The organism is Puia sp. P3 (assembly GCF_050632245.1).
Classification (GTDB): Bacteria; Bacteroidota; Bacteroidia; order Chitinophagales; family Chitinophagaceae; genus Puia.
This window is the reverse complement of the sequence record NZ_CP192583.1, coordinates 6,565,019-6,587,437: the sequence shown is the minus strand read 5'-3', so window position 1 is coordinate 6,587,437 and position 22,419 is coordinate 6,565,019. Positions and strand designations below refer to the sequence as shown.

The window sequence follows — 22,419 nt, the reverse complement described above, 5'->3', positions numbered from 1 at the left end:
AAGGTAACCCAGCTGGAACACATGGCGCAGGCCGCCGAACTCGCCGAACAGCAGGGCTATGATCAGGAAGCTGGTGCTCGCCGCTTTTCTCCACGATATCGGACATATCAACGCCGGGGCTTCCTCCACCCCCCGCGACATGGACGGCTTCGGCGTGATGGACCACGAAGAACTCGGGGCCGATTTCCTGCGCGGCAAGGGCTTTTCGAAAAAAATCGTGCGCCTTGTCGAGTCGCACGTGGAAGCCAAACGTTACCTGACCGCCAGGGACCCGGAATACTACGCCCAGCTGTCCGAGGCCAGCAAAAAACCCCTGGAATTCCGGGGCGGACCCATGACGGAAGACGAAGCCGCCGCCTTCGAACAATATCCCCTCTTCGACCTTATCATACAAATGAGGAAATGGGACGAGCAGGCGAAGATCGAGAACAAACCCCTTCCCGACCTGCAGCACTACCGCGCCATGATCTTTCAGCACCTTTCTAATAGTCCCGCTACCCCCCGCTAAAACCATTGACCCACAATCCCCCAACAAACCCTGAGTCACAACCACCCCGATAAACCCGTCGTCACACAAAATCCCCCAACAATATGAGCTCGATACAACTTGTCGTTTTTGATATAGCAGGCACCACCGTCCGTGACAACGGCAGCGTGGCGGAAGCCTTCATGGCCGCTTTCAGGGATTTTGATCTGGAGGTACCTGTAGACGAGGTTAAAAAGGTCATGGGTTTTCGCAAGATAGAGGCGGTAGCCAGGCTCCTGAAGAAATTCTATCCCGAACACCGGGACGACGACGTGCTCATCGACCGCATTCACGTCCGTTTTATCGACCGGATGATCGCTTTTTATCGCAACGACACGGCGCTGGCGCCTTTCCCTCATACGGAACGCGTGTTTTCCGAGATCAAACGCAAAGGCATCAAGATCGCGCTCAATACCGGGTTTACCCGCAGCATTACCGATACCATTCTGCACCGCCTTCGCTGGGACAGCCGGAATTCACTGATCGATAAGGTCATCTGCAGCGACGAGGTCGCCAATGGCCGACCCCACCCCGACATGATCGAAGTGCTGATCGAAGACCTCGGGATCACCTCCCCCGCCCGGGTCCTGAAGGTGGGCGACACAGAGGTCGACGTGGAGGAAGGACGCAACGCCGCCTGCGGAAAGGTCGTCAGCGTTACTACGGGTGCATATACCCGTCAGCAGCTGGAAGCCTACCGGCCCGATCATATTATCGACGATCTGGAAGAGCTGCTCTCCATACTCGAGGCCTCTGAAGAGACCGGCAAAGACAATCATTAATAGGAATAAATCATTTACTATGGACGCGATTCAGCCGGGGGGTGAGGGTATGAGTCAGCTGGTGACGCCTGCGCAGGGCGGAATGAGTCTCAAGGCCCGGCTGCAACGCTCGCCGGTATGGGTCTTTGTCGTCTACGTGTCGCTGACGTCGTTCGTTGTCTATACCTGCATGTACGGCTTCCGGAAACCCTTCACCGCCGCCTCTTATTCGGGAATAACCTTTCTCGGGATCTCCTATAAGGTCATACTGGTCATTTCCCAGGTGATAGGCTATATGCTGAGTAAGTTCTACGGCATTCGTTTTATCGCAGGCATGCAACCGTCGAAAAGAGCGGGCTTTATCGTGAGACTGGTCCTAGTCGCATGGGCATCACTGTTGCTGTTTGCGATAGTACCGGTTCCCTATAACTTCATATTCATGTTCGTCAACGGTCTTCCGCTCGGGATGGTCTGGGGCCTCGTCTTCGGCTTCCTCGAAGGCCGGCGCGTGACCGAGCTCATGGGGGCCGTACTCGCCACCAGCTTTATCTTCGCCAGCGGCCTCGCCAAGACCGTTGGAAGCGCGATGACCAAACACGGAGTCAGCGAGACCTGGATGCCCTTTGTCGCAGGCGCCGCATTTATCGGTCCCCTGCTCCTCTCGACCTGGCTGTTGAACCAGACGCCGCCCCCCACCCGCGAGGACATCGCCCAGCGGACGATCAGGCTGCCGATGGGGCCACAGCAGCGCCGCGACTTCCTGAACCGGTTCGGATACGCGCTGATCCCGATAGTCATCGCCTACGTAATGCTCACCATCCTCCGCGATTTCACCGAGGATTTCGCGAAAGAGCTCTGGACCGAAACCGGCTACGGCGCCAACACCGGCGTTTTTGCCAACACCAGCACCATCGTGTCACTCATCGTCCTGGCGGTAGTCGGCGGTTTTTCTCCTCCGCAACAACTACCTCGCGTTTCAGCTGAACAACGCCATCATTGTCGGCGGATTTATCCTGGCCGCGGGCGCTACGGTCCTGTTTCATCTGCACCTGCTTTCGCCCGTAGCCTGGATCGTCACGGCCTCGGCGGGGCTCTATCTGGGCTACGTGCCCTACAATTGTTTTTATTTCGAGCGCATGCTCGCCGCCTATAAGGTCGCGGGGAACGTCGGCTTTCTGATCTATCTGGCGGACGCCTTCGGCTATCTGGGGACGGTAGTCGTCCTGCTGATCAAGGAATTTGTACATATCCACTATACCTGGGTCGACTTTTTTACCGGCATGTTCTACGTCTCTGCCGCAGCAGGTATGTTGCTGGTATTGTGGGGTTCCGTACTTTTTGCAAATATTTACAGGAAAAATAATTGAGGAATTTATGACGTCGCGATCTGCAATCGTTATTGGCGCCGGTATTGTAGGACTGGCAACCGCAAGGGCTCTTTCGCTACGCGGCTTCTCGGTAAAAGTTTTCGAACGAACCGACAAGGCGGTCGGGGCTTCCATCCGCAACTTCGGGATGATCTGGCCGATCGGTCAGCCGGCAGGGAAGATGTATGACCGGGCCGTCCGCAGCAGGAACATCTGGAAAGATCTTGCTCCCAGGGCCGATTTCTGGCTGGAATCCGCGGGCAGCCTCCACCTGGCCTACCAGCCCGAAGAATGGCAGGTGCTGCAGGAGCTTTGCGCCGGCTTTGAGAAGGAAGGGCGGCCCATCAAGCTGCTCGACTCCAGGGCAGTCAAAGCCATATCCGGAGCCGTCGTCACCGAAGGACTGATAGGCGGCCTGCATAGCGCGGACGAAGTCATCGTAGACCCGCGCGAAGCCATCGCCGCACTGCCAGGATGGCTTTCCGAACAGTACGGAGTCGAGTTCTACTGGGGTAAATGCGTGTCCTATATCTCCGACCAGATCGTCTATATCGGCAACGACGAAGAGTACGAAGCCGACCTTGTCTTCATCTGCAACGGCGCCGACTTCGAGACCCTCTATCCGGAACACTTCGCCGGGCAGCCCGTCACCAAATGCAAACTGCAGATGATGCGGCTCACCGCCCAGCCGGAAGACTGGCGTATCGGACCCGCACTCTGCGGGGGACTGTCGCTGATACACTACAATAGTTTTAAGGCCGCTCCCTCACTGTCGAAGCTGAGGAGCCGGTATGAGGAAGAAATGGCCGACTACCTGCAGTGGGGCATCCACGTGATGGTCGCCCAGAACGGCCGGGGCGAACTGACCGTAGGAGATTCCCACGAGTACGGCCTCACGCACGACCCGTTCGACAAGGACTTTATCAACCGGAAGATCCTGGACTACCTCCGCCGCTTTGCCTGTTTCAGGGACTGGTCCGTTGCCGAGACCTGGAACGGAGTGTATGCGAAACTCACGGATGGCGAGGCAGACCTCTTCTTTTCCCCCGAGCCCTACGTCTATGTCATCAATGGGGTAGGTGGCGCCGGTATGACCCTTTCCTTCGGCCTGGCCGAAGAACTGGTCGAGGGACTGTAGGCCTGGCCATCAAGCGGGCCCGACACCCCCCACGGGCCTCACCGCCCGCGGATCCCGTTTCCGCGGGATTATGTACTTTTACCGGATGAACAAGCTGAGGGACATCTTTGCGGACAACCGTCTTTTTTTAGCTGTTTTGTCTTCGTTTTCATCGTAGGATTCATTTTTTTACTGATGGAGGGAAAGGCCGGAGCCTTTGTGGCGCTGAACCCTTATCATAGGAGCGCCCTCGATACCTTCTTCATATACGTCACCTTTTTGGGGGACGGCACATTCTCGGTACTGGTGATCGTCCTGTTCCTGCTGATGCGGCGCTGGTCCCAGGCCAGCCTCGTCACTATTTCATTTCTTCTTTCGGCGCTGTTCGCCAATATACTAAAGAACGTCTTTTCGATGCCCAGGCCCAAACAGTTCTTTGCCCCGGGGGAGTACGCCTATTTCATCAATGGGGTGACCAATGTGGGCTTTGCCAGTTTCCCATCCGGCCATACCACATCGGTTTTCGCGCTGGCCACCATGCTCGCCCTGCTCGAGAAGAACAAAAAAACGAACGCCATCTATCTGCTGGTGGCCGTGGCGGTGGGTTATTCGAGGATCTATCTCGGACAACATTTTCTAAACGACGTGTTAATGGGATCGACGATCGGAATGCTTACTTCACTGGTTATTTATTGGTTATTGGGTGAAAAGTTGGAATCGCTGCCCCTTTTTACGAGGTCCCGGCGGGTAGGGGGATAGAGTATAAAATATTATGCGTAGGTTTGCCCTCAATTTTTCGATAATTTTCCCGCAATGGGAAAATTAATCGGAAGAGCGGACCCACCCGAGGAACGAAGGGTGAGAACAGGGAGGCGCGTGGCGAAGCAGCTCCGACGAAGTTCTCCGCTGGCCGAAGGCCCATCATCAGACGTGCGACAGGATGGGGTACCTTTGGTAAAACCCCCATCCTGTCGTACAAAGATCCAATAGAAAGATAGAAAGCATGATTGAAGGAAAAAAACTGGTTATCGTTCTCCCTGCCTACAACGCAGCACTTACGCTTCGGAAAACCTATTCAGAGATCCCATTCGATATAGTCGATGAGGTCGTCCTCGTCGACGATAACAGCAGCGACCAGACCGTTGCCGTCGCGAAAGAGCTCGGCATCCGCCACGTCATCAAACACGACAAGAACCGCGGCTACGGCGGCAACCAGAAAACCTGCTACAACAAGGCGCTCGAACTGGGCGGCGATATCGTCATCATGCTCCATCCGGACTACCAGTATACGCCCAAACTGATCCCGTCCATGGCCTGGCTGATCGCCAACAACGTCTACCAGGTCGTATTGGGAGCCAGAACCCTGGGCAAGGGCGCTCTTCGCGGCGGCATGCCCCTGTATAAATATATCTTCAACCGCGGGCTTACCTTCTTCGAGAACGTCCTGCTCCGCCAAAAACTGGCAGAGTATCACACGGGCTACCGCGCATTTTCACGCGAGGTCCTCGAGCGGATCAACTACGAGATCAATTCCGAGGACTTCGTATTCGACAATGAAATGCTTTCCCAGATAATCTATCTGGACTACGAGATAGCGGAGATCACCTGCCCCACCAAGTATTTCGACGAGGCTTCCAGTATCAATTTCCGTCGCAGCGTCGTCTATGGGCTTGGCGTTCTGCACGTATCCGTCGTCCACCGCCTCTGTAAATGGGGGCTGATGAAAAGAGAAATGTATAAACCACGTAAATAATGCGTTTGACGAAGACAACCACTATCCTCGTGATCGGCGCGCTGGCCGCTCTTTTGTTCATTCCTTTTCTTGGCCATGTCCACCTCTTCGACTGGGACGAGATCAATTTTGCCGAATGTTCCCGGGAAATGATCAAAATGGACGACTATACGCGGGTATACGTTGACTTTAAACCGTTCTGGGAGAAGCCGCCCATGTTCTTCTGGATGCAGAGCACGGCCATGAAACTATTCGGCGTAACGGAATTCGCCGCCCGCTTCCCCAACGCGCTCTGCGGGATCGTCACGCTCATCGTGGTCTTTGTGGTCGGCACCCGCGTCTATGACCGTAAATTCGGCGTCCTCTGGGCGCTGGCCTACGGCGGGTCACTCTTCCCGAATATGTATTTCAAGTCGGGAATCATCGACCCCTGGTTCAACCTGTTCATCTTTCTGTCTCTCTATAATTTTATACTCTACCACTGGAAGAGGAATAATTTCGACAAACCCGGCGTCGACAGGAGCAAGCTCTACTACGTCATCTGGTCCGGTATCTGGATGGGCCTGGCCGTACTGATGAAGGGACAGGTCGCCCTGATGGTCTTCCTGCTGGTCCTCGGCGTCTATCTGCTCTATAATAGGGTGAAGTTCTATTTCTCCTGGTGGCACGCTATCGTATTCCTGATCGTCGCCGCTCTGGTCACGTTCACGTGGTATGGCTACGAGACGATCAAACGCGGGCCCTGGTTCATCAACGAGTTCCTCAAATACCAGTGGCGCCTGTTCACGACCCACGACGCCGACCAGGCGGGATTTTTCGGGTACCACTATATTGTCCTGCTGATCGGCTGTTTTCCCGCTTCTATTCTGGCGATTCCCTCTTTCTTCAAGGCCAAGTACAACGGACGGTACGACCGGGACTTTAAGAAATGGATGGTACTGCTCTTCTGGGTGGTGACGATACTGTTCACCATCGTCCAGTCCAGAATCATACACTATTCTTCCATGGCCTGGTTCCCCGTCACGTTCCTGGCCGCGTATTCCATTTACAAATGGGACCGGCACGAACTCATCTATAAGAAATATACGGGAGTGCTGATGGGTATTCTCGGAGGGCTCATTTCCCTTGCGATCCTGGGCGTTGCCATTATCGGCCTGTATGTTCATAAACTGGCGCCCTACGTCGACGACAAGTTCGCCCAGGGCAATATGGAGGCCGAGGTTCACTGGTCCGGTCTCGAAGGGCTGATCGGCATTCTGATGGTGGTGGCGCTGGTCGTCGGCATCCGCAATTTGTCGAGGGGCAACTATACGCGCGCGGCGCGGGTTTTGTTTGTCGGAACGGCCATCGTGATCTTTTTTGCATCGGCGATCATCGTCCCCAAAGTCGAACGCTACAGCCAGGGCGCGGCCATCGACTTCTTCATCGCCCGCCAGGGAGAAGACTGTTATGTACATACGCTCGGCTATAAGAGCTATGGCGACCTTTTCTATACGATGAAACCCCGGCCCACCAACCCCAACTCTTACGACGAGCAAGTGGCTGCTCTGGGGCCCCATCGACAAACCGGCCTATTTCGTCACAAAAGTAGACCGGGAGGATAAATATAAGTTCCCGCAGCTGAAAGAACTTTACAGGAAGAACGGGTTTGTATTCCTCAGGAGAGAAGTCCCGCCCCCCACGAAATAAATGATTAAAAGAAAAGGCTCCCGAAGGGAGCCTTTCTGATTATTTCTTCTTTCCCTGAAACATCCGGAGGATCCCGGAGACCACTTTGTCATTGGCCCCCAGCCTGCTTTTTACCGCCGTATACGCCGAGACAAGCGCGTTGTCCAGCTTCACCAGCAGCTTGTTGCTGCCGTCGCCCGGCCTTGCTTTATAGTACGTGGCCCGGCGGTACGGGTTCGCTTCGACCGTATAATAGTAGAGGGCTATCGATCTGCGGAATACGCCTTCGGGACAGGTCATCGGTTCGGGATGCCCGTGGTAGGAGTCGGCGTCCGTATTGAAGATGACACAGCGGTTGTAGACGGGTAGCACCGCCGCTTCACACGATTTCATTTTCTTGTCCCAGAGTTCCAGCTTGCCGCCGTATTCTTCTTTCCAGTCCCTGTTGAGATAAACAAGTACGTTTACCCTCCGCTGCCAGTTCTTCTGGTGGGGGTGGGCGGTAAAGTCCGCGTGGATGTTCAGGAAACCGCCGCGCGTCGACTGGTGAATGCCGCCACCCTCGAGGCTTTCGTCCTTCTGGAGATCCTTGATTCCGGTGATGACGCTCAGCCACTTGAAGGAATTCGGGGGAGTTCAGTTCGTTGATGGTCCCGCGAATGGTCTCCGGCAGGAGGTCGATCTTGTTCAAACCCCGCTTGTCCTCGTTGTAGTGTTTATAGTTGATCCAGCCGTTGTTCTCATTCAGCTTGTCGAACTCGGCGATACACTGGTCAAGAACCTGCGGGTCGAGGAAGTTTTCCAGTACGATATGGGGGTAGGGGCTGGCGGCCTGATATTTTTTGCTCAGCTCAGGCAGCTGGGCCGTCCACTTGCTATAATCGAATATTTGGGTGGTCGTCGTCATAGCCCGCAAAGCTACGAAAATCCAATTAATCCCGTCCCTGGCCGGGCCAGCTCCCCTCCAATTCCCCTCCAACTCCCCCAGGCACCCTAATCCCTCCTCGATTCGAGGGTAAACCCGATCGTGGTCCCTACATCCGGCGTACTCCTCACATGTATGGACTGGCTATGGGCCTCAATAATATGCTTGCAGATGGCGAGCCCTAATCCGGTACCCCCTTGTCCCGGCTTCTGGCCGTATCGGTCCTGTAGAACCGCTCGAAAATACGCGAGAGATGCTCCTCCTCTATCCCGATCCCATCATCACTGATCTCGATCAGGACATTCTTCTCATCGATCTTATAAAAACTGGCAACGATACTCCCTCCCGTCTTCCCATACTTCGTCGCGTTCTCCACCAGATTGATCAGCACCATCCGGATCTTCTCCTTATCGGCAAAAACGGTGATCGGAGATTCACACCCTTTCTTGATGGTAGTCCTCACGTTCTTGCCATGGGTCTTGATGGACAGCGACTCGTAGATCTCGCGGGTGAGGTCCTGAATGACGAAATTCTGTTTGTACAGCAGCTGTTCACCGCGCTCCAGCGTCGAAATTTCGTCCAGATCGTTCATCAGATTCACCAGCCGGTCCACATTCTTGGCGGCGTTCTCAAGGAATTTTTCCGGATGACCGCGTCTTCCATAGCCCCGCCCAGCAGCGTGTCGACATAGCCCTGGATCGCAAATATCGGGGTCTTGAACTCGTGGGCCAGATTCTGCAGGAACTCCTTGCGGTAGGCCTCGTTCTTTTTCAGCAGCTCGATCTCCTCGTTGCGCTTCTCCCCCCATTTTTCCACATCCTCCCGGACCTCATCGATACTCTTCTGGGGCAGGATGTATTTGAAGTAGACCTCCTCTTTCTTGGTAGCCTTTGTCTGGTGTATCAGCTTGTATATCAGCTTGATCTTCCGGTAGATGAACTTCTCCAGCGTGAACAGGATCAGCGCGTAGCTGCCGGAAAAAATGATCAGCAGCGACGCCAGTCCGAAGACCCGGTTGCCCGTCAGCACATAAATACCCGCCGCGATGGGCAGGGCGAGCAGGCTGGCGGTAAGGGCAGATAATTGTTTGGGAGATAGATTTTTAGTGGAAGGCATGGATCATAAATTACAAAAAAATCGCTTCCCGTGTTCGGGCCCCGGTCTAGAGATTGAATTTATAACCCACCCCTTTTACAGTCGTAATGCAGTCCAGACCCAGCTTCTGCCGGATCTTCCTGATATGTACGTCGATAGTCCTGTCCCCAACGATGACCTCATTCCCCCACACCTGATTCAGGATCTCGTTGCGAAGAAAGACCCTCCCTGGCCGGGAAGCCAGCAGGTACAGCAGCTCAAACTCTTTCTTGGCCAGGGTCACGTCCTTGCCGTCTACCATCACCTCGAACTTGGCAGGGTCGATGGACAGATTCTCGATCTTCAGCACTTTGTCCTCCGGCTCTTTATTGACCCGCCGGAAAAGGGCGTTGACCCGGCTGATCAGCACCTTCGGACTGATCGGCTTCGTGACATAGTCGTCGGCGCCGGTCTCGAGGCCCCGCACATGCGAACCCTCGTCGCTGAGCGCTGTCAGGAAAAGGATCAGGGTTTCCTTGAAGGAAGGCTGTGAGCGCAGGACCTCGCAGACCTCGACCCCGTTCTTTTTCGGCATCATAATGTCCAGAATGATCAGGTCCGGCCGGACAATCTTGGCCTTTCCAATTGCTTCATCTCCATCCTTGGCTGTGGTCACCTCATATCCCTCCTTGGTCAGGTTGTACTGAATGATCTCAAGGATATCGGGCTCATCGTCTGCAATCAGGATCTTCTTGCCTTTGGATTCCATCAAATTAAAAATTTACGCAAACCTACTCCAAATTAAGTTTGGGCTAAAAATATCCCGGATCAGTTTACAATTTCTTAATACATAAATAATATGATAGGGGTGTTTGGTCGTATTTTTGCTGACAACGGGTGGATAAAATGCCTATGAATAGAGCGATACGAACGGTTTTACCTCTTTTTTGGGTTCTTGGTCTGGTGATGACGATCCCTTTTACCGGGATGGCTCAACCCAATTCCTATCCCTTCAAAATTGCCCAGGACCGCATGCTCTGGCACGACAAGGTAGACCAGGAACAGCAGCGGCTGGTCATTCTCGGCGGGGGAAATACGACAGCCTGATCCGGCTTTCCAAAGACGAGACCGTCAATCTTCAGGTGACGGACGCCCTGAGCAGGCGTATCGACCTCCTCCAGCAGCAGATAGAGCTCGATTCCACTCTCAATACCAACAATAAGAAACGCTATTTGCGCGGGCTTGCCGACCTACTATTCGGGTTCAACAAGACCTGGCAGGCCCGGGCCATTTCCGCGGCGCTGGCCCCCGGCTGGTCGACGCCTTCACCGAGGCCATGGAACTCGATAAGAAGGGCCGGAGTATCGAACCGGTGATCTTCGCCAGCCCCTACGAGGTCGGCAATATCGTCGTAGACTGCTTCGGCTATCCGTCGGAGAATGTCGGCGTAAAACCCTCCCGGCTGATTCTGACCCGGCGATACTGCGAGATGCACCCCAATTTGATCCTCAACTATTTACGTGGACATCAGGGGCTGCCATTCGAGGATAGCCTCATCATCGTGGCGGGTCATAACAACGTCCGCCAGATGTATGATTTTGCCGCTATCTCGGGCGATCTGGGCAGCCATATCCGCAATAGCAAAGACTCCCTCGTCCATACCGTCGCCCAACTGGCCAACAGCAAGAGCGGACAGCTCTATTTTCCCTTCCTGGACAATCTGGTCAAAGGCAGGATAACCATCGAAGATATCGACAAAGTAAAGGACGACGACCTCAACTATTACCGGCTGCTGGTCAGGACGCGCCTTGACTACGCGGCCCGCCTCCTGCCCCCGGCAAAAGATACTCCTCTGGAAATGAATGCATTGACCGAAATGCTGGAAAAGAAGGGCAAACAGGTTTTTGTAGGTGAGATCAACGCCCTGCACACGGTCGAGAACCCCGCCATCCGGTTCAAAATACTGGACCCCCTGACACCGGAGGAGCTCTACTATCTCGTGGTGCTCAGCGAAGACGAGATCTATACATCCAGCTATCTGGGCGTATACGACCGGATCTTCCAGCGGATGAAGGCCCCCTACGGGGATAGCCTCCTGATGCAGGTACACGGCGACTATTTCAGGAAATTCATCAAGATGGCGGCGGCCTATAACAAGCTGGAACATTTTCTGGGTACGATGGACAAACAGAACGCCGGTACAGTTATGAAATCCTTTGTCATCCATCTGGAAAATGCGGATGAAGAAGAGGCCGTGGACGTAGCGGATTCCTATAGCAGCATCGTGGAAAAGAATCCGGCCCTGGCCCGGTATATCCTCAGCGAGGTGAAATGGAACTACGACAAGAACGTGGCCGCGGCCAACAAGAAGGGCACCATCATCTATAACCTTCTCCAGACCCTTTTCGAGTCGGCCGATACGACCAAAAAGGTGGACCTCTCCGCCCAGCTCGGCATACCGCCCGTATATACCATCGATCGCAGCGCGCTGACGGATGACAGCGGCCGGGTGATCCAGCAGGTTTTCTTTTACGGCGATAAGGACAAGGACGGGCAAAAACTCCTACATCGATTTCATGTCCCTTTTCCGGCCCAAACTGCATGCAAAGCCGGAATGGAAGATCGCCGAGAACCCGCAGTGGGTGACGATCAGCTCGATCCACGGCAAACCCGTGACCATTTATGCCAACAAACCCCTGCTCGGCGAAGACGATCCCGACGCCAAAGCCCAGAAGGCGCTGAACGACTACCTCTACGACCATCACCTCAAGCCCACCATCGTGATCCACCGCGGACATAGCTATCACGTAAAGTATACCATCGAACAGATGCCGGCCTCGGCGAGGATCGTCGTATTAGGCTCCTGCGGGGGATATAACAACCTCAGCGAAGTGCTGAAGATCAGCGAGGACGCGCATATCATCTCTTCCAAACAGGTCGGTACAAAGACGGTCAACGAGCCCATTCTCCGGGCGATCAACAATTCGCTGGTCGCAGGGAAGGGAATAGACTGGCTGCCGATGTGGCGGGAACTGGAAGCCAGTTTTCAAAAGGACCCCGCCGCCAAAGAGAGGTTCGACGACTATATTCCCCCTATAAGAATCTCGGGGCGATCTTTATAAAAGCCTACCGCAAGGCCATGGACCAGGATGACTAGAATTCTTTGTAATTTGCAGGCCGGATATGTCAGACGAGAAGAAGAAAAAGAAAATTTTTGATTTTAGCTTGTTGCGCAGGGTATTCCGCTATGCGGCCCCCTATAAGAGGAGGCTCTATGTATCGGTATTTCTCTCTATACTCCTGGCCATACTCTCCCCCTTCGGCCCTTTCTGATCCAGGTAACGATCAACACCTACATACGGGGTGGGGCCGGAGCCCCGGGCCTGTCCCTGAAGAACCATTTTGTAGAGCTGGTCATCTGGATGACGGTCCTTCAGATCGTTTTTCTGCTGATCGAAACCGTCGCCCGCTTCTATTTTTCCTTCATAACGGCCTGGCTTGGTCAGACGGTGGTGAGAGACCTGCGGGTGGACGTCTACCGGAAGATCCTCGGACTGAACCTCTCCCAATTCGACAAAACGCCGATCGGAACGCTCACGACCCGTACCATCAACGATATCGAGGCCATCAACGACATTTTCTCCGATGGCCTGATCCCCATCATTGCGGACCTCCTGTCCATTCTCTCGGTACTGGCGTTTATGTTTGTCGTGGACTGGCGGTTGACACTCGTCTGTCTCGCGCCATTCCCTTTCCTGATCCTGGCGACCTGGCTCTTTAAAGAATCCGTCAACAAGTCCTTCATCCGCGTACGCAATGCCGTGGCGGCGCTGAACGCGTTCGTTCAGGAGCATATCACCGGTATGCCGATCGTACAGGCTTTTGCAGCCGAACAGCGCGAGGACGCCAAGTTCAACAAGATCAACCGCGAACACCGCAACGCCAATATCAATGCGATCTTCGCCTATTCGGTATTTTTTCCCGTGGTGGAGATCATCCTTGCCATCTCCACCGGTCTGCTGGTCTGGTGGGGCGCCACCCGGTCCTGAACGTTTCCGAGCTGGAGGCAAAGGAGCTCAGCGGCAAGATCGTGGCCTTCTATCTCTATCTCAACCTCCTGTTCAGACCGTTGCGGGTGATCGCCGACAAATTCAACGTACTTCAGATGGGGATGGTGGCCAGCGAGAGGGTATTCCGCGTACTGGACAACGATGATACGATCAAAGTAGAGGGCAATTTCCCTCCCGGGAAAATAAGGGGCAAGGTAGAGTTCGACAAGGTCAATTTCGCCTACGTCGACGACCGGCTCGTCCTGAAGAACATTTCCTTTACCATGCAGCCAGGCCAGACCGTGGCTATCGTCGGACATACCGGCAGCGGTAAAACCTCGATCATCAGCCTGATGAACCGCCTTTACCAGATAAAGGACGGCGCGATCCGGATCGACGACGTGCGTATCGAAGAATACAAACTCGATGCACTGCGCAGGAGCATCGGCGTGGTACTGCAGGACGTCTTTCTGTTCTCGGGGTCCGTCGTGGACAATATCACGCTCCGTAATCAGGATATTCCGATGGAGCGGGTGATCGAAGCCGCCAAACTGATCGGGATGCACGATTTTATCATGCGCCTGCCCGGCGGGTATCACTACAACGTCATGGAGCGGGGTGGGTCCCTGTCCCTCGGCCAGCGGCAGCTGCTGTCGTTCATCCGCGCGCTGCTCTACGATCCTTCCATTCTGATCCTGGACGAGGCCACCTCTTCCGTCGACACCGAATCGGAACTGCTGATCCAGGAAGCCATCGACAAACTGATCACCGGGCGCAGTTCGATAATCATCGCCCACCGGCTGTCCACGATCCGCAAGGCGAACCAGATCATCGTCCTGGACAAGGGTGAGATCCGGGAGATCGGAACGCACGAAGAATTGCTGGCAAAAGGTGGGTTTTACGCCCGGCTGCACGAGATGCAGTTCAGCAAACACACCCACGCTGAGAAGAAGGCGTCGTAGCGAGGCATCGCTGACTGAAAACCGTGAGAATCAATTAACTAGTATCGTTAGGAATGGGGATGACTTTTTTTAATCTTCTTTTTATATTCTGCCCCTCCGCCCGTATCTTTGCGGCAAATTTCAGGAAGGTATGGCATTGAGATGCTTCAAATCTATATTGGTCGCGGCTTTCAGCCTAAGTAGTTTGTTTTTTTAATGTGTGTATGGCGCAGCCGCCGGCCCCGAATGCCGGCGAAGAGACGGCTAAGCAACACGGCAGCCTGGATCCCGCCAAACTGATCCTCGAACACGTCGGCGACGCCCACGAATTCCATTTTTTCACTCTCAATAAGAAGCCCGTTACGATTCCCCTTCCGGTGATCGTCTATTCCTCCGGGAAAGGTTTCTCGGTCTTCATGTCTTCGAAATTCGAAGAAGGCAATACGGTCTACAATGGCTACCGTTTGCTGAACGAAGAGTACGTCGAGGAGCACCACCTGGACGAGAAACAATTCAAGACGGCAAAGATCTACGCCGTCGACGCGGAAGGCCGGCCCGACGCTTCGGTGGCCGTATATGATTTTTCCTCGGCCGGAACGCGATGCAGGCGCTGATCGCCGCGATCCTGCTGATCTTCCTGATGAGAAGCGTTGCAAGCCAGTACAAAAAAGGCGAGGGTGTAAAAACGGCGCCTACCGGATTTCAGAATGCGGTCGAGCCGGTCATTACCTTCGTCCGGGACGAAGTCGGCAAGTCGAACCTCGGCGACAAGTACGAGAAATACATGCCCTACCTGCTGACCGTCTTCTTCTTTATTCTGATCAACAACTTACTGGGGCTGATTCCCGGGACCGCCAATGTCACCGGCAATATCGCTTTTACCGGTGCGATGGGGCTGCTCGCCTTTGTAGTGATCATGTTCAGCACGGGCAAGCACTACTGGGGACATATCATTAACCCACCCGTACCCGCAGGCGTAAAGGTGATCATGTGGCCGGTGGAAATAATGGGCATCTTTACAAAGCCCTTCGCCCTGATCATCCGTCTTTTTGCGAACATGATCTCCGGGCACATCATCATCCTCAGCTTTATCATCCTGATCTTTATTTTCGGCGCGATGAATACGGCCCTGGGCTGGGGAACTTCGCCGCTGTTCGTGGCCCTGTCGATCTTTATCTATCTGATCGAAGTACTGGTCGCGTTCATCCAGGCGTATATCTTTGCCAACCTGACCGCGGTGTTTGTTGCACAGGCTTTTGAGAGCGGACACGACGACGCGCACGGCCATCACGAGAATGTAGCAATCTAAAATTGACCAAACGTTTTTTTAAATATAAAATCAACAAAAATGATGATGATGAATCTCTTGGCTGACGTTATTCAGCCCGGTTACGGTGCACTTGGTGCAGGTCTGGCCGCTGTCGGTGCTGGCATCGGTATTGGACAGATCGGTAAAGGAGCAGTTGACTCCATTGCCCGTCAGCCGGAAGCCTCGAATGACATCCGTTCCAACATGATCCTGGCTGCGGCTCTGGTTGAAGGTGTTGCCCTTCTCGCTGCCGTCGCTGGTCTGCTCGCGGTATTCGCAAAGGGATAAGGCGATGCTCTGCCGGACTTTGTCCGGCGGGACGGAACGTTAAAGAAATGTACTGCATCCGACGCACAGGGCCGAGGGTGCAGTATTTTTAACCTGGTTACACAACTTTTTACAAAATAGTTATTATGTTAACTCCTGACTTAGGTTTATTTGTTTGGAATGTGATCATCTTCCTGTTTCTTTTGATCATCCTGCGTAAGCTGGCCCGGAAGCCGATCCTGAAGTCCCTGAAGGAAAGGGAGACCGGGATTGCCGATTCCCTTGCCAGTGCCGAGAAGATCAAAGCTGGAAATGGCCCAGATGAAGAGCGAGAACGAGGCATTGCTGGCCAAAGCCCGTGAAGAAAGAGCACAGATGCTGAAGGAAGCGCGGGATACAAAGGACAAGATGATCGCCGAGGCTAAGGAACAGGCCAAGGTCGAGGCAGGAAAGATCATTGCCGACGCACAGGCCGCTATCGAAACGCAGAAGATGGCCGCGATCACCGATATCAAGAACCAGGTCGGTAGCCTCGTCGTCGAAGCTGGCGGAAAAAGTGCTGCGCCGCGAGCTGACAGACAAGAGCCAGCAGGAAAGCTATATCCGTCAATTGTCGAACGAAGTGAAACTGAACTAATTTATGAAACCAAACCCACGTCTCTCAGCGCGCTATGCAAAGGCTGTCCTCGATCTTGCCATCGAGAGAGGCCAGCTGGACGCCGTATATAGTGACATGCTTTTCCTTGACTCCGCCTGCCGCAGCAGCCGTGACCTGGTCAACCTCCTGCGCAGTCCGATAATCAAGGCCGATAAGAAAGGGAAGATCCTGGACGCTATCACGTCCGTGAAGGTTTCTGAGATCACGGCTTCCTTTAACAGGCTGCTGCTGAACAAGGAAAGGGAAGCGTACCTGCCCGAGATCGCGACTGCTTTTATCGAACAGTACAAGGCGTATAAGGGCATCAGGACCGTAAAGCTCACTACTGCCTCGCCCGTCGGCGAAGACGTGAAACAGGCGATCCTCGACAAGCTGAAGGCTGCAAGGAATATTCAGCAGGTCGACCTTCATACTGAAGTGGACCCCGCGCTTATCGGCGGTTTCGTACTGGAGATCGGGGACGAACTGGTCGACGCGAGCGTCGCGTTCGAACTGAACAATATCAAAAAGGAATTTCAGAACAACGATTTTATCTATAAGATCAGATAACCCGGACCCAAAGGCCCGGGGGTGGACAAAGGCCCTCCGGGGCCGGAGATAACAAAACAAACAAACTTCAAACTGAATACAATTATGGCAGAGATTAAACCGGATGAGATTTCAGCGATATTGCGTCAGCAATTGAGCGACTCCAACGTTTCCGCCGAACTGGAAGAGGTCGGCACCGTGCTGCAGGTGGGTGATGGTATCGCCCGTGTCTACGGACTGAGCAACGTCAGCAGCGGTGAACTCGTGGAATTCGAGAATGGCGTCAGAGCCATCGCCCTCAACCTCGAAGAGGACAATGTGGGTGTGGTACTGATGGGAGAGAGCGGAGACATTAAGGAAGGCGCAAAGGTCCGTCGCACCGGTAAGATCGCCTCTATCAGAGTCGGTGATGGCATGCTTGGCCGTGTGGTCAATACCCTCGGTGAACCCATCGATGGTAAAGGACCCATTGCAGGCGAAAGATATGAAATGCCGCTCGAGCGCAAAGCCCCCGGCGTTATTTACCGCGAACCGGTTAAGGAGCCCCTCCAGACCGGTATCAAGGCCATCGACGCGATGATCCCCATCGGTCGCGGACAGCGCGAGCTGATCATCGGCGACCGCCAGACGGGTAAGACCGCTATCGCGATCGACACGATCATCAACCAGAAAGAATTCTACAAGGCGGGCAAACCGGTATTCTGTATCTACGTCGCTATCGGCCAGAAGGCGTCCACCGTTGCCGGTGTGATGAAGACCCTCGCCGACAACGGCGCCATGGAATACACCGTGATCGTTGCCGCTTCGGCTTCCGATCCCGCCCCCTCAGTTCTATGCTCCCTTCGCGGGCGCCGCTATCGGCGAGTACTTCCGCGACCTGGGCAAGCCCGCGCTGATCATCTATGATGACCTGTCGAAACAGGCTGTCGCTTACCGTGAGGTGTCCCTGCTGCTCCGCCGCCCTCCCGGCCGCGAAGCCTATCCCGGTGACGTATTCTACCTCCACAGCCGTCTGCTCGAGCGCGCAGCGAAAGTCATCTCCGATGACAACGTGGCCAAAAATATGAACGACCTTCCCGAGTCTATCCGTCACCTCGTAAAGGGTGGTGGTTCGCTGACGGCCCTGCCGATCATCGAGACCCAGTGCCGGTGACGTATCCGCATATATCCCCACCAACGTTATCTCGATCACCGACGGCCAGATCTTTTGGAAGGCAACCTGTTCAACTCAGGTATCCGGCCCGCGATCAACGTAGGTATCTCCGTTAGCCGCGTGGGTGGTAACGCACAGATCAAGTCCATGAAGAAGGTGTCCGGTACCCTCAAGCTCGACCAGGCCCTCTACCGTGAGATGGAAGCCTTCTCCAAATTCGGTGGCGACCTCGACGCGGCTACCAAGCTGGTAATCGACAAGGGCTCCCGCAACGTGGAGATCCTCAAGCAGCCGCAGTACAGCCCGTTCCCTGTTGAGAAGCAGGTTGCGATCATCTACCTCGGTACCCAGGGTCTGCTGCGTCAGGTGGCCGTGCGCAAGGTGAAAGAGTTCGAAGAACATTTTCTGATGGAGATGGAGAACAAACTGTCCGACGTTCTGGCCGAATTCAAGAAGGGTAACCTTCCCGACGACGGCGTAAAGAAGATGGTCGACCTGGCCAACAGTCTCATGCCGCAGTATAAGTAACAATCAGGAATTGAAAAATACGAAGAGGTAATCCACCCGGGTTACCTCTTTTTATCGGCCCGCCGCCAACACTCCGCCAACCCCCTCTCAAAATCTCACCGGCCCCAATAAAATTCCACCAACCCCCAGCATCGATTCTGTCGGTCCACTGCGGAAAATTTTAGATACCTGCGGTCAAAAAATCAGGTCTAAAGGCTTGCAGATTTAAAAACTTTTGGCAATCTTTACATCGTCATCAAGACAAACCCTCCAAGCTCCCGAAAAACAATCCGTTAATTTTTATTTCCAATCCTCCGTTAGTGGTTTTTTGAATTAGTTGACTCCACTACTTTTTGTTTCGGGCAATCCCGTATTCATCTGATTATTGTGAGCTGCGTTGTTCCCTATGGGTCCGTTTCCCCCGGGTATACCGACGTCTCATTGAAGATATTATAAATTTTTAGTTTTAAAGGGTACGATCAACAACCGCCGGGCTTTTCTAAGCCTGGCTTTTTTTGTCCCCCATCTCAGTCCCCCGACCACCGTCCCAGCCAGCCGTCCCCGGCCCGGCCGCCTTCGGTCCCCCATCCACCGTCCCGGCTCCCAGTCCCCTCCCGGCCGCAGCCCTCCCCAAACATCCCCCCAAACCCGCACCCAACCCCCATCCCCCCCATCCACCGTCCCGGCTCCCAGTCCCCTCCCGGCCGCAGCCCTCCCCAAACATCCCCCCAAACCCGCACCCAACGCCCAGCCACGCACCGACCAGCCACCCAACACCCAGCCACCCACCGGCCAAACCCCGCAGTTCACCGCCATCTACCCCGGCCTCCGCCGGATTTTCTAAATTAATTTACAATTTAGTTTGATTTATAAAATAAACCAGTTTATCTTAGCTGTACAATTTTAAACTAGTCATGAAAACACCCGCCTTATTCACTGCTTTTCTTCTCATCGCCGGATGGCTTCAGGCCCAGACAGTCGTGAGTGGGTCCGTCAAAGACGGCAAAGGACACCCCTCCGGGGCGCCAGCGTCACCATTAAAGACTCCTACGACGGCGGCACCGCCGACTCACTCGGCAACTTCAGGTTCAAAACCACGGAGAAGGGCAATATGACCCTTGTCATCACCAATATCGGATACAACAGCCTCGAACAGCCGATCTCCCTCACCGGTACACCGGTCGAACTTCGCCTGACCATGAAGGAGACCCTCAGCGAACTCAAGGCCGTAACCATCACAGCCGGCTCTTTCACCGCCGGCGACGCCAAAAGGGAGCGGTCCTCAGCTCACTCGACGTAGCCACCACCGCCGGCTCCAACGCCGACATCACCGCCGCCCTCAAAACCCTGCCCGGCGCCCAGCAGATAGGCGAGCAGGAAGGACTGTTCGTACGCGGCGGCGCAGGCTACGAAGCCAAACAGTATATCGACGGCACCCTCGTCAACAACCCCTACAACAGCAGCGTACCCGATATCGCCTCAAGGGGCCGGTTCTCCCCTTCCTGTTCAAGGGGACCGTCTTCAGCACCGGCGGGTACTCCGCACTGTACGGCCGTGGCCCTGTCTTCCGTGGTATTGCTCGAGTCGATCGACCTGCCGGAAAAGTCGGAGGTCGACGCCACCATCTCGCCGCTCGTCTGGGGACTCGGCACGCAGCAACTGGCCAAAGACAAAAAGTCTTCCTATGGCTTCAGCTATAACTATGTCAACGTAGGCCTCTATTTCAAGGCCGTCAAACAGGTACCCGACTATTTCCACATGCCGCAGTTTCACAACGGCGACGCCAATTTCCGCATCCGCACGAAGAACGGCGGGATGATCAAATACTACACCACCTTTGCCTACAGCGACCTCGGCCTCCGCCGCCAGGACTGGGACAGCCTCAATATGAAAGACGCATTCTCCCTGACCAACCACAACTGGTACAACAACCTCAGCTGGAGGGAATACCTCAACAACGGCTGGAAGATGGACCTCGGCGCCGGATACAGCACCAACCTCGACAACATCGGTCAGCGCGTACAGGATTTCAAGAACCAGCCCGTCAGCTTCGCCGATTCCGTATTCTGGATGAACAACAAGTCCTTTAACGTGGACCAGAAACAACAACTGGCCCAGACAAGGGCGGTGTTCGACAAAAATTGGGCGCCCTCAGCGCCATCCGCTTCGGCACCGAGTACTGGTATTCGGTTAACGACCAGCGATACATGACTACCCATTTCAGCATCGACACGACGATCAAATTTCACGACCACTTCAATTCCCTTTTTGTCGAGTCGGATATCTACCTGACCAACGCCCTCGCCGCCAAAGTGGGACTTCGGTACGAGCATTCTTCGGTGATCAGCAAATCGGACCTGGCGCCCCGCGTATCGCTGGCCTACCGCACCGGCCCGGAAGCCCAGGTATCCCTTGCCTACGGCGTCTTTTATCAAAAGCCGGAGAACAGCCAGCTGTTCTACGCCGGCAATATAGGATTCACAAAGGCTACCCACTATATCATCAACTACCAGAAGATGTCGAAGGACCGCATCTTCAGAGTGGAAGCCTATTATAAGAAATACGACGACCTGATCAAGACCGTACCCATCTACAACAACTACTACTATTCGATCTACAACAACAGCGGCAACGGCTACGCCAAAGGCCTCGAACTGTTCTGGAGGGACAAGAAGACCATCAAGGACTTCGACTACTGGGTCAGTTATTCTTACCTCGATACGAAGAGGAACTATCTCAATTTTACCGAAAAGATGACCCCCAATTTTGCCGCAACCCATACCGCCTCGCTCGTCATGAAGAAGTTCTTTACTAAAATAAAGTCTGGATTCAACCTGACCTACAGCTATGCCACGGGCCGCCCCTACTACTATATCCGGCAGGACGGCGGAAAATACGACCTGATGGAAACGGGTAAGACCAAAGACTACAACAGCCTGAATTTTAGCTGCGAATACGTGCCGACGGTAGGTAACCCCAAGGCGAAAACCTTCGTGGTGTGGTTTGCCAGCGTGAGCAATGTGCTGGGGACTAACCAGGTATACGGATACAATTTCTCTTACAGCGGTCAGTACAAACAGGAGATCAATCCTCCCGCAAAACGGTTCTACTTCATCGGCTGCTTCCTCAGCTGGGGTATCGACCGCAGCCAGGACGCCATCAATAACAATCTTTAATCATACAACCAATCTTAAAAACTACAACTATGCAAAAGACGTTGCTTTTCTTCGCCCTTCTCATCTCCCTTTCGGGAGTCGCCCAGTCGGACAAATATGTCCAGACCATGCAAAAGAATATCGCCCTGTTCGATTCCGCCAAGTCCATCGACCGAGCTGCAGAGCCTGGCCTCTACCTTTGAGCGCATAGGCGACGCAGAGAAGACCCAGTGGCTGCCCTACTACTATGCCGCACTGGCCCAGACCTGGATCGGCTGGAATCCTGCTACAAAAGATAAGGATGCCAATTCCCAAAAGATCAACTCCTACCTGGCCAAGGCCGAGGCGATCGAGAAGAATTCCGAACTGTATGCGGTCGAGAATATGTCTGCAACCCAGCAAATGCTGGTAAATCCCCGGGAGCGGTGGGCTACCAATGGCAAAGACGCCGCCACCGCCCTGCAGAAAGGCCTCGCAGCTGACCCCAACAATCCCCGCCTGTACTACTTACAAGGTATGAGCCTGTTTGGTACGCCTAGCCAGTACGGCGGTGGCAAAGACAAGGCAAAGCCCCTGTTCGAGAAGTCTCTGGCGCTTTACAAGGCATCCCAGCCCAAGCCCCTCTACCCTACATGGGGTCAGAAAGAGGCCGAAGCGATGCTGGCTCAGTGTCAGTAACGGA

28 protein-coding genes and 2 pseudogenes are annotated in these 22,419 nt (G+C 54.3%); 24 read left to right on the top strand and 6 right to left on the bottom strand.

The window, feature by feature from the left end; all coding sequences use genetic code 11:
• The first annotated feature begins 58 nt into the window (after positions 1-58).
• From ACQ86N_RS41525 to ACQ86N_RS41495, 7 genes and pseudogenes are all read left to right on the top strand, one after another.
• Positions 59-508, top strand: a complete 450-nt coding sequence (locus ACQ86N_RS41525) for an HD domain-containing protein (protein ID WP_431212169.1) — start codon at positions 59-61, stop codon at positions 506-508.
• Positions 509-591: 83 nt separating this feature from the next.
• On the top strand, positions 592-1,308 hold the full coding sequence (locus tag ACQ86N_RS41520; RefSeq protein WP_431212168.1) for an HAD family hydrolase: 717 nt from the start codon (positions 592-594) through the stop codon (positions 1,306-1,308).
• A 19-nt stretch (positions 1,309-1,327) separates the two neighbouring features.
• Positions 1,328-2,654, top strand: a pseudogene (locus tag ACQ86N_RS41515) (DUF5690 family protein).
• 7 nt (positions 2,655-2,661) lie between these two features.
• The gene (locus ACQ86N_RS41510; protein WP_431212167.1) at positions 2,662-3,792 is read left to right on the top strand and encodes a TIGR03364 family FAD-dependent oxidoreductase; all 1,131 of its coding nucleotides are present in this window, start codon (positions 2,662-2,664) and stop codon (positions 3,790-3,792) included.
• Positions 3,793-3,966: 174 nt separating this feature from the next.
• On the top strand, positions 3,967-4,530 hold the full coding sequence (locus ACQ86N_RS41505) for a phosphatase PAP2 family protein (RefSeq protein ID WP_431212166.1): 564 nt from the start codon (positions 3,967-3,969) through the stop codon (positions 4,528-4,530).
• Between the two features lie 244 nt (positions 4,531-4,774).
• The gene (locus ACQ86N_RS41500) at positions 4,775-5,524 is read left to right on the top strand and encodes a glycosyltransferase family 2 protein (protein WP_431212165.1); all 750 of its coding nucleotides are present in this window, start codon (positions 4,775-4,777) and stop codon (positions 5,522-5,524) included.
• 5 nt (positions 5,525-5,529) lie between these two features.
• Positions 5,530-7,107: an ArnT family glycosyltransferase gene (locus ACQ86N_RS41495; protein ID WP_431212164.1), complete on the top strand. Its 1,578-nt coding sequence runs from the start codon at positions 5,530-5,532 to the stop codon at positions 7,105-7,107.
• A 124-nt stretch (positions 7,108-7,231) separates the two neighbouring features.
• Here ACQ86N_RS41495 and ACQ86N_RS41490 read toward each other — a convergent pair whose 3' ends face one another.
• From ACQ86N_RS41490 to ACQ86N_RS41470, 5 genes are all read right to left on the bottom strand, one after another.
• The gene (locus ACQ86N_RS41490) at positions 7,232-7,690 is read right to left on the bottom strand and encodes a 2OG-Fe(II) oxygenase (protein ID WP_431217805.1); all 459 of its coding nucleotides are present in this window, start codon (positions 7,688-7,690) and stop codon (positions 7,232-7,234) included.
• Between the two features lie 474 nt (positions 7,691-8,164).
• The gene (locus tag ACQ86N_RS41485; RefSeq protein ID WP_431217804.1) at positions 8,165-8,257 is read right to left on the bottom strand and encodes a hypothetical protein; all 93 of its coding nucleotides are present in this window, start codon (positions 8,255-8,257) and stop codon (positions 8,165-8,167) included.
• Positions 8,258-8,277: 20 nt separating this feature from the next.
• Complete coding sequence (locus ACQ86N_RS41480) at positions 8,278-8,709, bottom strand: sensor histidine kinase (RefSeq protein WP_431212163.1); 432 nt, start codon at positions 8,707-8,709, stop codon at positions 8,278-8,280.
• Positions 8,694-9,212: a histidine kinase dimerization/phospho-acceptor domain-containing protein gene (locus tag ACQ86N_RS41475; protein ID WP_431212162.1), complete on the bottom strand. Its 519-nt coding sequence runs from the start codon at positions 9,210-9,212 to the stop codon at positions 8,694-8,696. The genes ACQ86N_RS41480 and ACQ86N_RS41475 overlap by 16 nt, the downstream gene beginning before the upstream one ends.
• 46 nt (positions 9,213-9,258) lie before the next feature.
• The gene (locus tag ACQ86N_RS41470; RefSeq protein WP_431212161.1) at positions 9,259-9,939 is read right to left on the bottom strand and encodes a response regulator; all 681 of its coding nucleotides are present in this window, start codon (positions 9,937-9,939) and stop codon (positions 9,259-9,261) included.
• Positions 9,940-10,082: 143 nt separating this feature from the next.
• On the opposite strand from ACQ86N_RS41470, the gene ACQ86N_RS41465 reads away from it, so the two are divergent.
• The 13 genes and pseudogenes from ACQ86N_RS41465 (at position 10,083) to ACQ86N_RS41405 (ending at position 18,603) form a co-directional block, all read left to right on the top strand.
• Complete coding sequence (locus ACQ86N_RS41465; RefSeq protein ID WP_431212160.1) at positions 10,083-10,277, top strand: hypothetical protein; 195 nt, start codon at positions 10,083-10,085, stop codon at positions 10,275-10,277.
• Positions 10,278-10,312: 35 nt separating this feature from the next.
• Positions 10,313-10,546 carry a hypothetical protein gene (locus ACQ86N_RS41460; protein ID WP_431212159.1) on the top strand — a complete coding sequence of 78 codons (234 nt, stop codon included), beginning with the start codon at positions 10,313-10,315 and terminating at the stop codon, positions 10,544-10,546.
• Positions 10,507-11,970 carry a hypothetical protein gene (locus ACQ86N_RS41455; protein WP_431212158.1) on the top strand — a complete coding sequence of 488 codons (1,464 nt, stop codon included), beginning with the start codon at positions 10,507-10,509 and terminating at the stop codon, positions 11,968-11,970. The genes ACQ86N_RS41460 and ACQ86N_RS41455 overlap by 40 nt, the downstream gene beginning before the upstream one ends.
• A gap of 478 nt (positions 11,971-12,448) precedes the next feature.
• Entirely contained in the window at positions 12,449-13,219 is a 771-nt protein-coding gene (locus ACQ86N_RS41450; RefSeq protein ID WP_431217803.1) for an ABC transporter ATP-binding protein, read from the top strand.
• Positions 13,198-14,181, top strand: a complete 984-nt coding sequence (locus ACQ86N_RS41445; RefSeq protein ID WP_431212157.1) for an ABC transporter ATP-binding protein — start codon at positions 13,198-13,200, stop codon at positions 14,179-14,181. Before ACQ86N_RS41450 ends, ACQ86N_RS41445 begins: the two co-directional genes overlap by 22 nt.
• A gap of 203 nt (positions 14,182-14,384) precedes the next feature.
• Complete coding sequence (locus ACQ86N_RS41440) at positions 14,385-14,774, top strand: hypothetical protein (protein WP_431212156.1); 390 nt, start codon at positions 14,385-14,387, stop codon at positions 14,772-14,774.
• The gene (gene atpB, locus ACQ86N_RS41435) at positions 14,762-15,469 is read left to right on the top strand and encodes a F0F1 ATP synthase subunit A (RefSeq protein ID WP_431212155.1); all 708 of its coding nucleotides are present in this window, start codon (positions 14,762-14,764) and stop codon (positions 15,467-15,469) included. Before ACQ86N_RS41440 ends, atpB begins: the two co-directional genes overlap by 13 nt.
• Positions 15,470-15,508: 39 nt before the next feature.
• Entirely contained in the window at positions 15,509-15,757 is a 249-nt protein-coding gene (gene atpE / locus ACQ86N_RS41430; protein WP_431212154.1) for an ATP synthase F0 subunit C, read from the top strand.
• Between the two features lie 125 nt (positions 15,758-15,882).
• Positions 15,883-16,098: a hypothetical protein gene (locus ACQ86N_RS41425; RefSeq protein ID WP_431212153.1), complete on the top strand. Its 216-nt coding sequence runs from the start codon at positions 15,883-15,885 to the stop codon at positions 16,096-16,098.
• Positions 16,025-16,465: a hypothetical protein gene (locus ACQ86N_RS41420; RefSeq protein WP_431212152.1), complete on the top strand. Its 441-nt coding sequence runs from the start codon at positions 16,025-16,027 to the stop codon at positions 16,463-16,465. The genes ACQ86N_RS41425 and ACQ86N_RS41420 overlap by 74 nt, the downstream gene beginning before the upstream one ends.
• Positions 16,377-16,943, top strand: coding sequence for an ATP synthase F1 subunit delta (atpH, locus tag ACQ86N_RS41415; RefSeq protein ID WP_431212151.1), 567 nt, complete (start codon positions 16,377-16,379; stop codon positions 16,941-16,943). The genes ACQ86N_RS41420 and atpH overlap by 89 nt, the downstream gene beginning before the upstream one ends.
• 84 nt (positions 16,944-17,027) lie before the next feature.
• Positions 17,028-18,075, top strand: a pseudogene (atpA, locus tag ACQ86N_RS41410) (F0F1 ATP synthase subunit alpha).
• A 54-nt stretch (positions 18,076-18,129) separates the two neighbouring features.
• Positions 18,130-18,603, top strand: a complete 474-nt coding sequence (locus ACQ86N_RS41405) for a hypothetical protein (protein WP_431212150.1) — start codon at positions 18,130-18,132, stop codon at positions 18,601-18,603.
• A gap of 429 nt (positions 18,604-19,032) precedes the next feature.
• Here the strand turns inward: ACQ86N_RS41405 and ACQ86N_RS41400 are convergent, their stop codons facing one another.
• A complete protein-coding gene (locus ACQ86N_RS41400; RefSeq protein WP_431212149.1) occupies positions 19,033-19,392 on the bottom strand; it encodes a hypothetical protein in 360 nt (119 codons plus the stop codon).
• Between the two features lie 148 nt (positions 19,393-19,540).
• Here ACQ86N_RS41400 and ACQ86N_RS41395 point away from each other — a divergent pair, with 148 nt between their 5' ends.
• From ACQ86N_RS41395 to ACQ86N_RS41380, 4 genes are all read left to right on the top strand, one after another.
• Complete coding sequence (locus tag ACQ86N_RS41395) at positions 19,541-19,882, top strand: carboxypeptidase-like regulatory domain-containing protein (RefSeq protein ID WP_431212148.1); 342 nt, start codon at positions 19,541-19,543, stop codon at positions 19,880-19,882.
• Between the two features lie 254 nt (positions 19,883-20,136).
• Positions 20,137-20,793: a hypothetical protein gene (locus ACQ86N_RS41390; protein ID WP_431212147.1), complete on the top strand. Its 657-nt coding sequence runs from the start codon at positions 20,137-20,139 to the stop codon at positions 20,791-20,793.
• Positions 20,724-21,758 carry a TonB-dependent receptor plug domain-containing protein gene (locus ACQ86N_RS41385; RefSeq protein WP_431212146.1) on the top strand — a complete coding sequence of 345 codons (1,035 nt, stop codon included), beginning with the start codon at positions 20,724-20,726 and terminating at the stop codon, positions 21,756-21,758. The genes ACQ86N_RS41390 and ACQ86N_RS41385 overlap by 70 nt, the downstream gene beginning before the upstream one ends.
• Before the next feature lie 96 nt (positions 21,759-21,854).
• Complete coding sequence (locus tag ACQ86N_RS41380) at positions 21,855-22,415, top strand: hypothetical protein (protein ID WP_431212145.1); 561 nt, start codon at positions 21,855-21,857, stop codon at positions 22,413-22,415.
• The last annotated feature ends 4 nt before the right edge of the window (positions 22,416-22,419 follow it).

What these genes read in the sequence shown, in the direction of transcription:
- ACQ86N_RS41525 (WP_431212169.1), top strand. Translation starts at nt 59, where the DNA reads ATGATCAGGAAGCTGGTGCTCGCCGCTTTTCTCCACGATATCGGACAT.
- ACQ86N_RS41520 (WP_431212168.1), top strand. Translation starts at nt 592, where the DNA reads ATGAGCTCGATACAACTTGTCGTTTTTGATATAGCAGGCACCACCGTC.
- ACQ86N_RS41510 (WP_431212167.1), top strand. Translation starts at nt 2,662, where the DNA reads ATGACGTCGCGATCTGCAATCGTTATTGGCGCCGGTATTGTAGGACTG.
- ACQ86N_RS41505 (WP_431212166.1), top strand. Translation starts at nt 3,967, where the DNA reads ATGGAGGGAAAGGCCGGAGCCTTTGTGGCGCTGAACCCTTATCATAGG.
- ACQ86N_RS41500 (WP_431212165.1), top strand. Translation starts at nt 4,775, where the DNA reads ATGATTGAAGGAAAAAAACTGGTTATCGTTCTCCCTGCCTACAACGCA.
- ACQ86N_RS41475 (WP_431212162.1), bottom strand. Translation starts at nt 9,212, where the DNA reads ATGCCTTCCACTAAAAATCTATCTCCCAAACAATTATCTGCCCTTACC.
- ACQ86N_RS41470 (WP_431212161.1), bottom strand. Translation starts at nt 9,939, where the DNA reads ATGGAATCCAAAGGCAAGAAGATCCTGATTGCAGACGATGAGCCCGAT.
- ACQ86N_RS41465 (WP_431212160.1), top strand. Translation starts at nt 10,083, where the DNA reads ATGAATAGAGCGATACGAACGGTTTTACCTCTTTTTTGGGTTCTTGGT.
- ACQ86N_RS41455 (WP_431212158.1), top strand. Translation starts at nt 10,507, where the DNA reads ATGGAACTCGATAAGAAGGGCCGGAGTATCGAACCGGTGATCTTCGCC.
- ACQ86N_RS41440 (WP_431212156.1), top strand. Translation starts at nt 14,385, where the DNA reads ATGGCGCAGCCGCCGGCCCCGAATGCCGGCGAAGAGACGGCTAAGCAA.
- atpB (WP_431212155.1), top strand. Translation starts at nt 14,762, where the DNA reads ATGCAGGCGCTGATCGCCGCGATCCTGCTGATCTTCCTGATGAGAAGC.
- atpE (WP_431212154.1), top strand. Translation starts at nt 15,509, where the DNA reads ATGATGATGATGAATCTCTTGGCTGACGTTATTCAGCCCGGTTACGGT.
- ACQ86N_RS41425 (WP_431212153.1), top strand. Translation starts at nt 15,883, where the DNA reads ATGTTAACTCCTGACTTAGGTTTATTTGTTTGGAATGTGATCATCTTC.
- atpH (WP_431212151.1), top strand. Translation starts at nt 16,377, where the DNA reads ATGAAACCAAACCCACGTCTCTCAGCGCGCTATGCAAAGGCTGTCCTC.
- ACQ86N_RS41395 (WP_431212148.1), top strand. Translation starts at nt 19,541, where the DNA reads ATGGCTTCAGGCCCAGACAGTCGTGAGTGGGTCCGTCAAAGACGGCAA.
- ACQ86N_RS41380 (WP_431212145.1), top strand. Translation starts at nt 21,855, where the DNA reads ATGTCCAGACCATGCAAAAGAATATCGCCCTGTTCGATTCCGCCAAGT.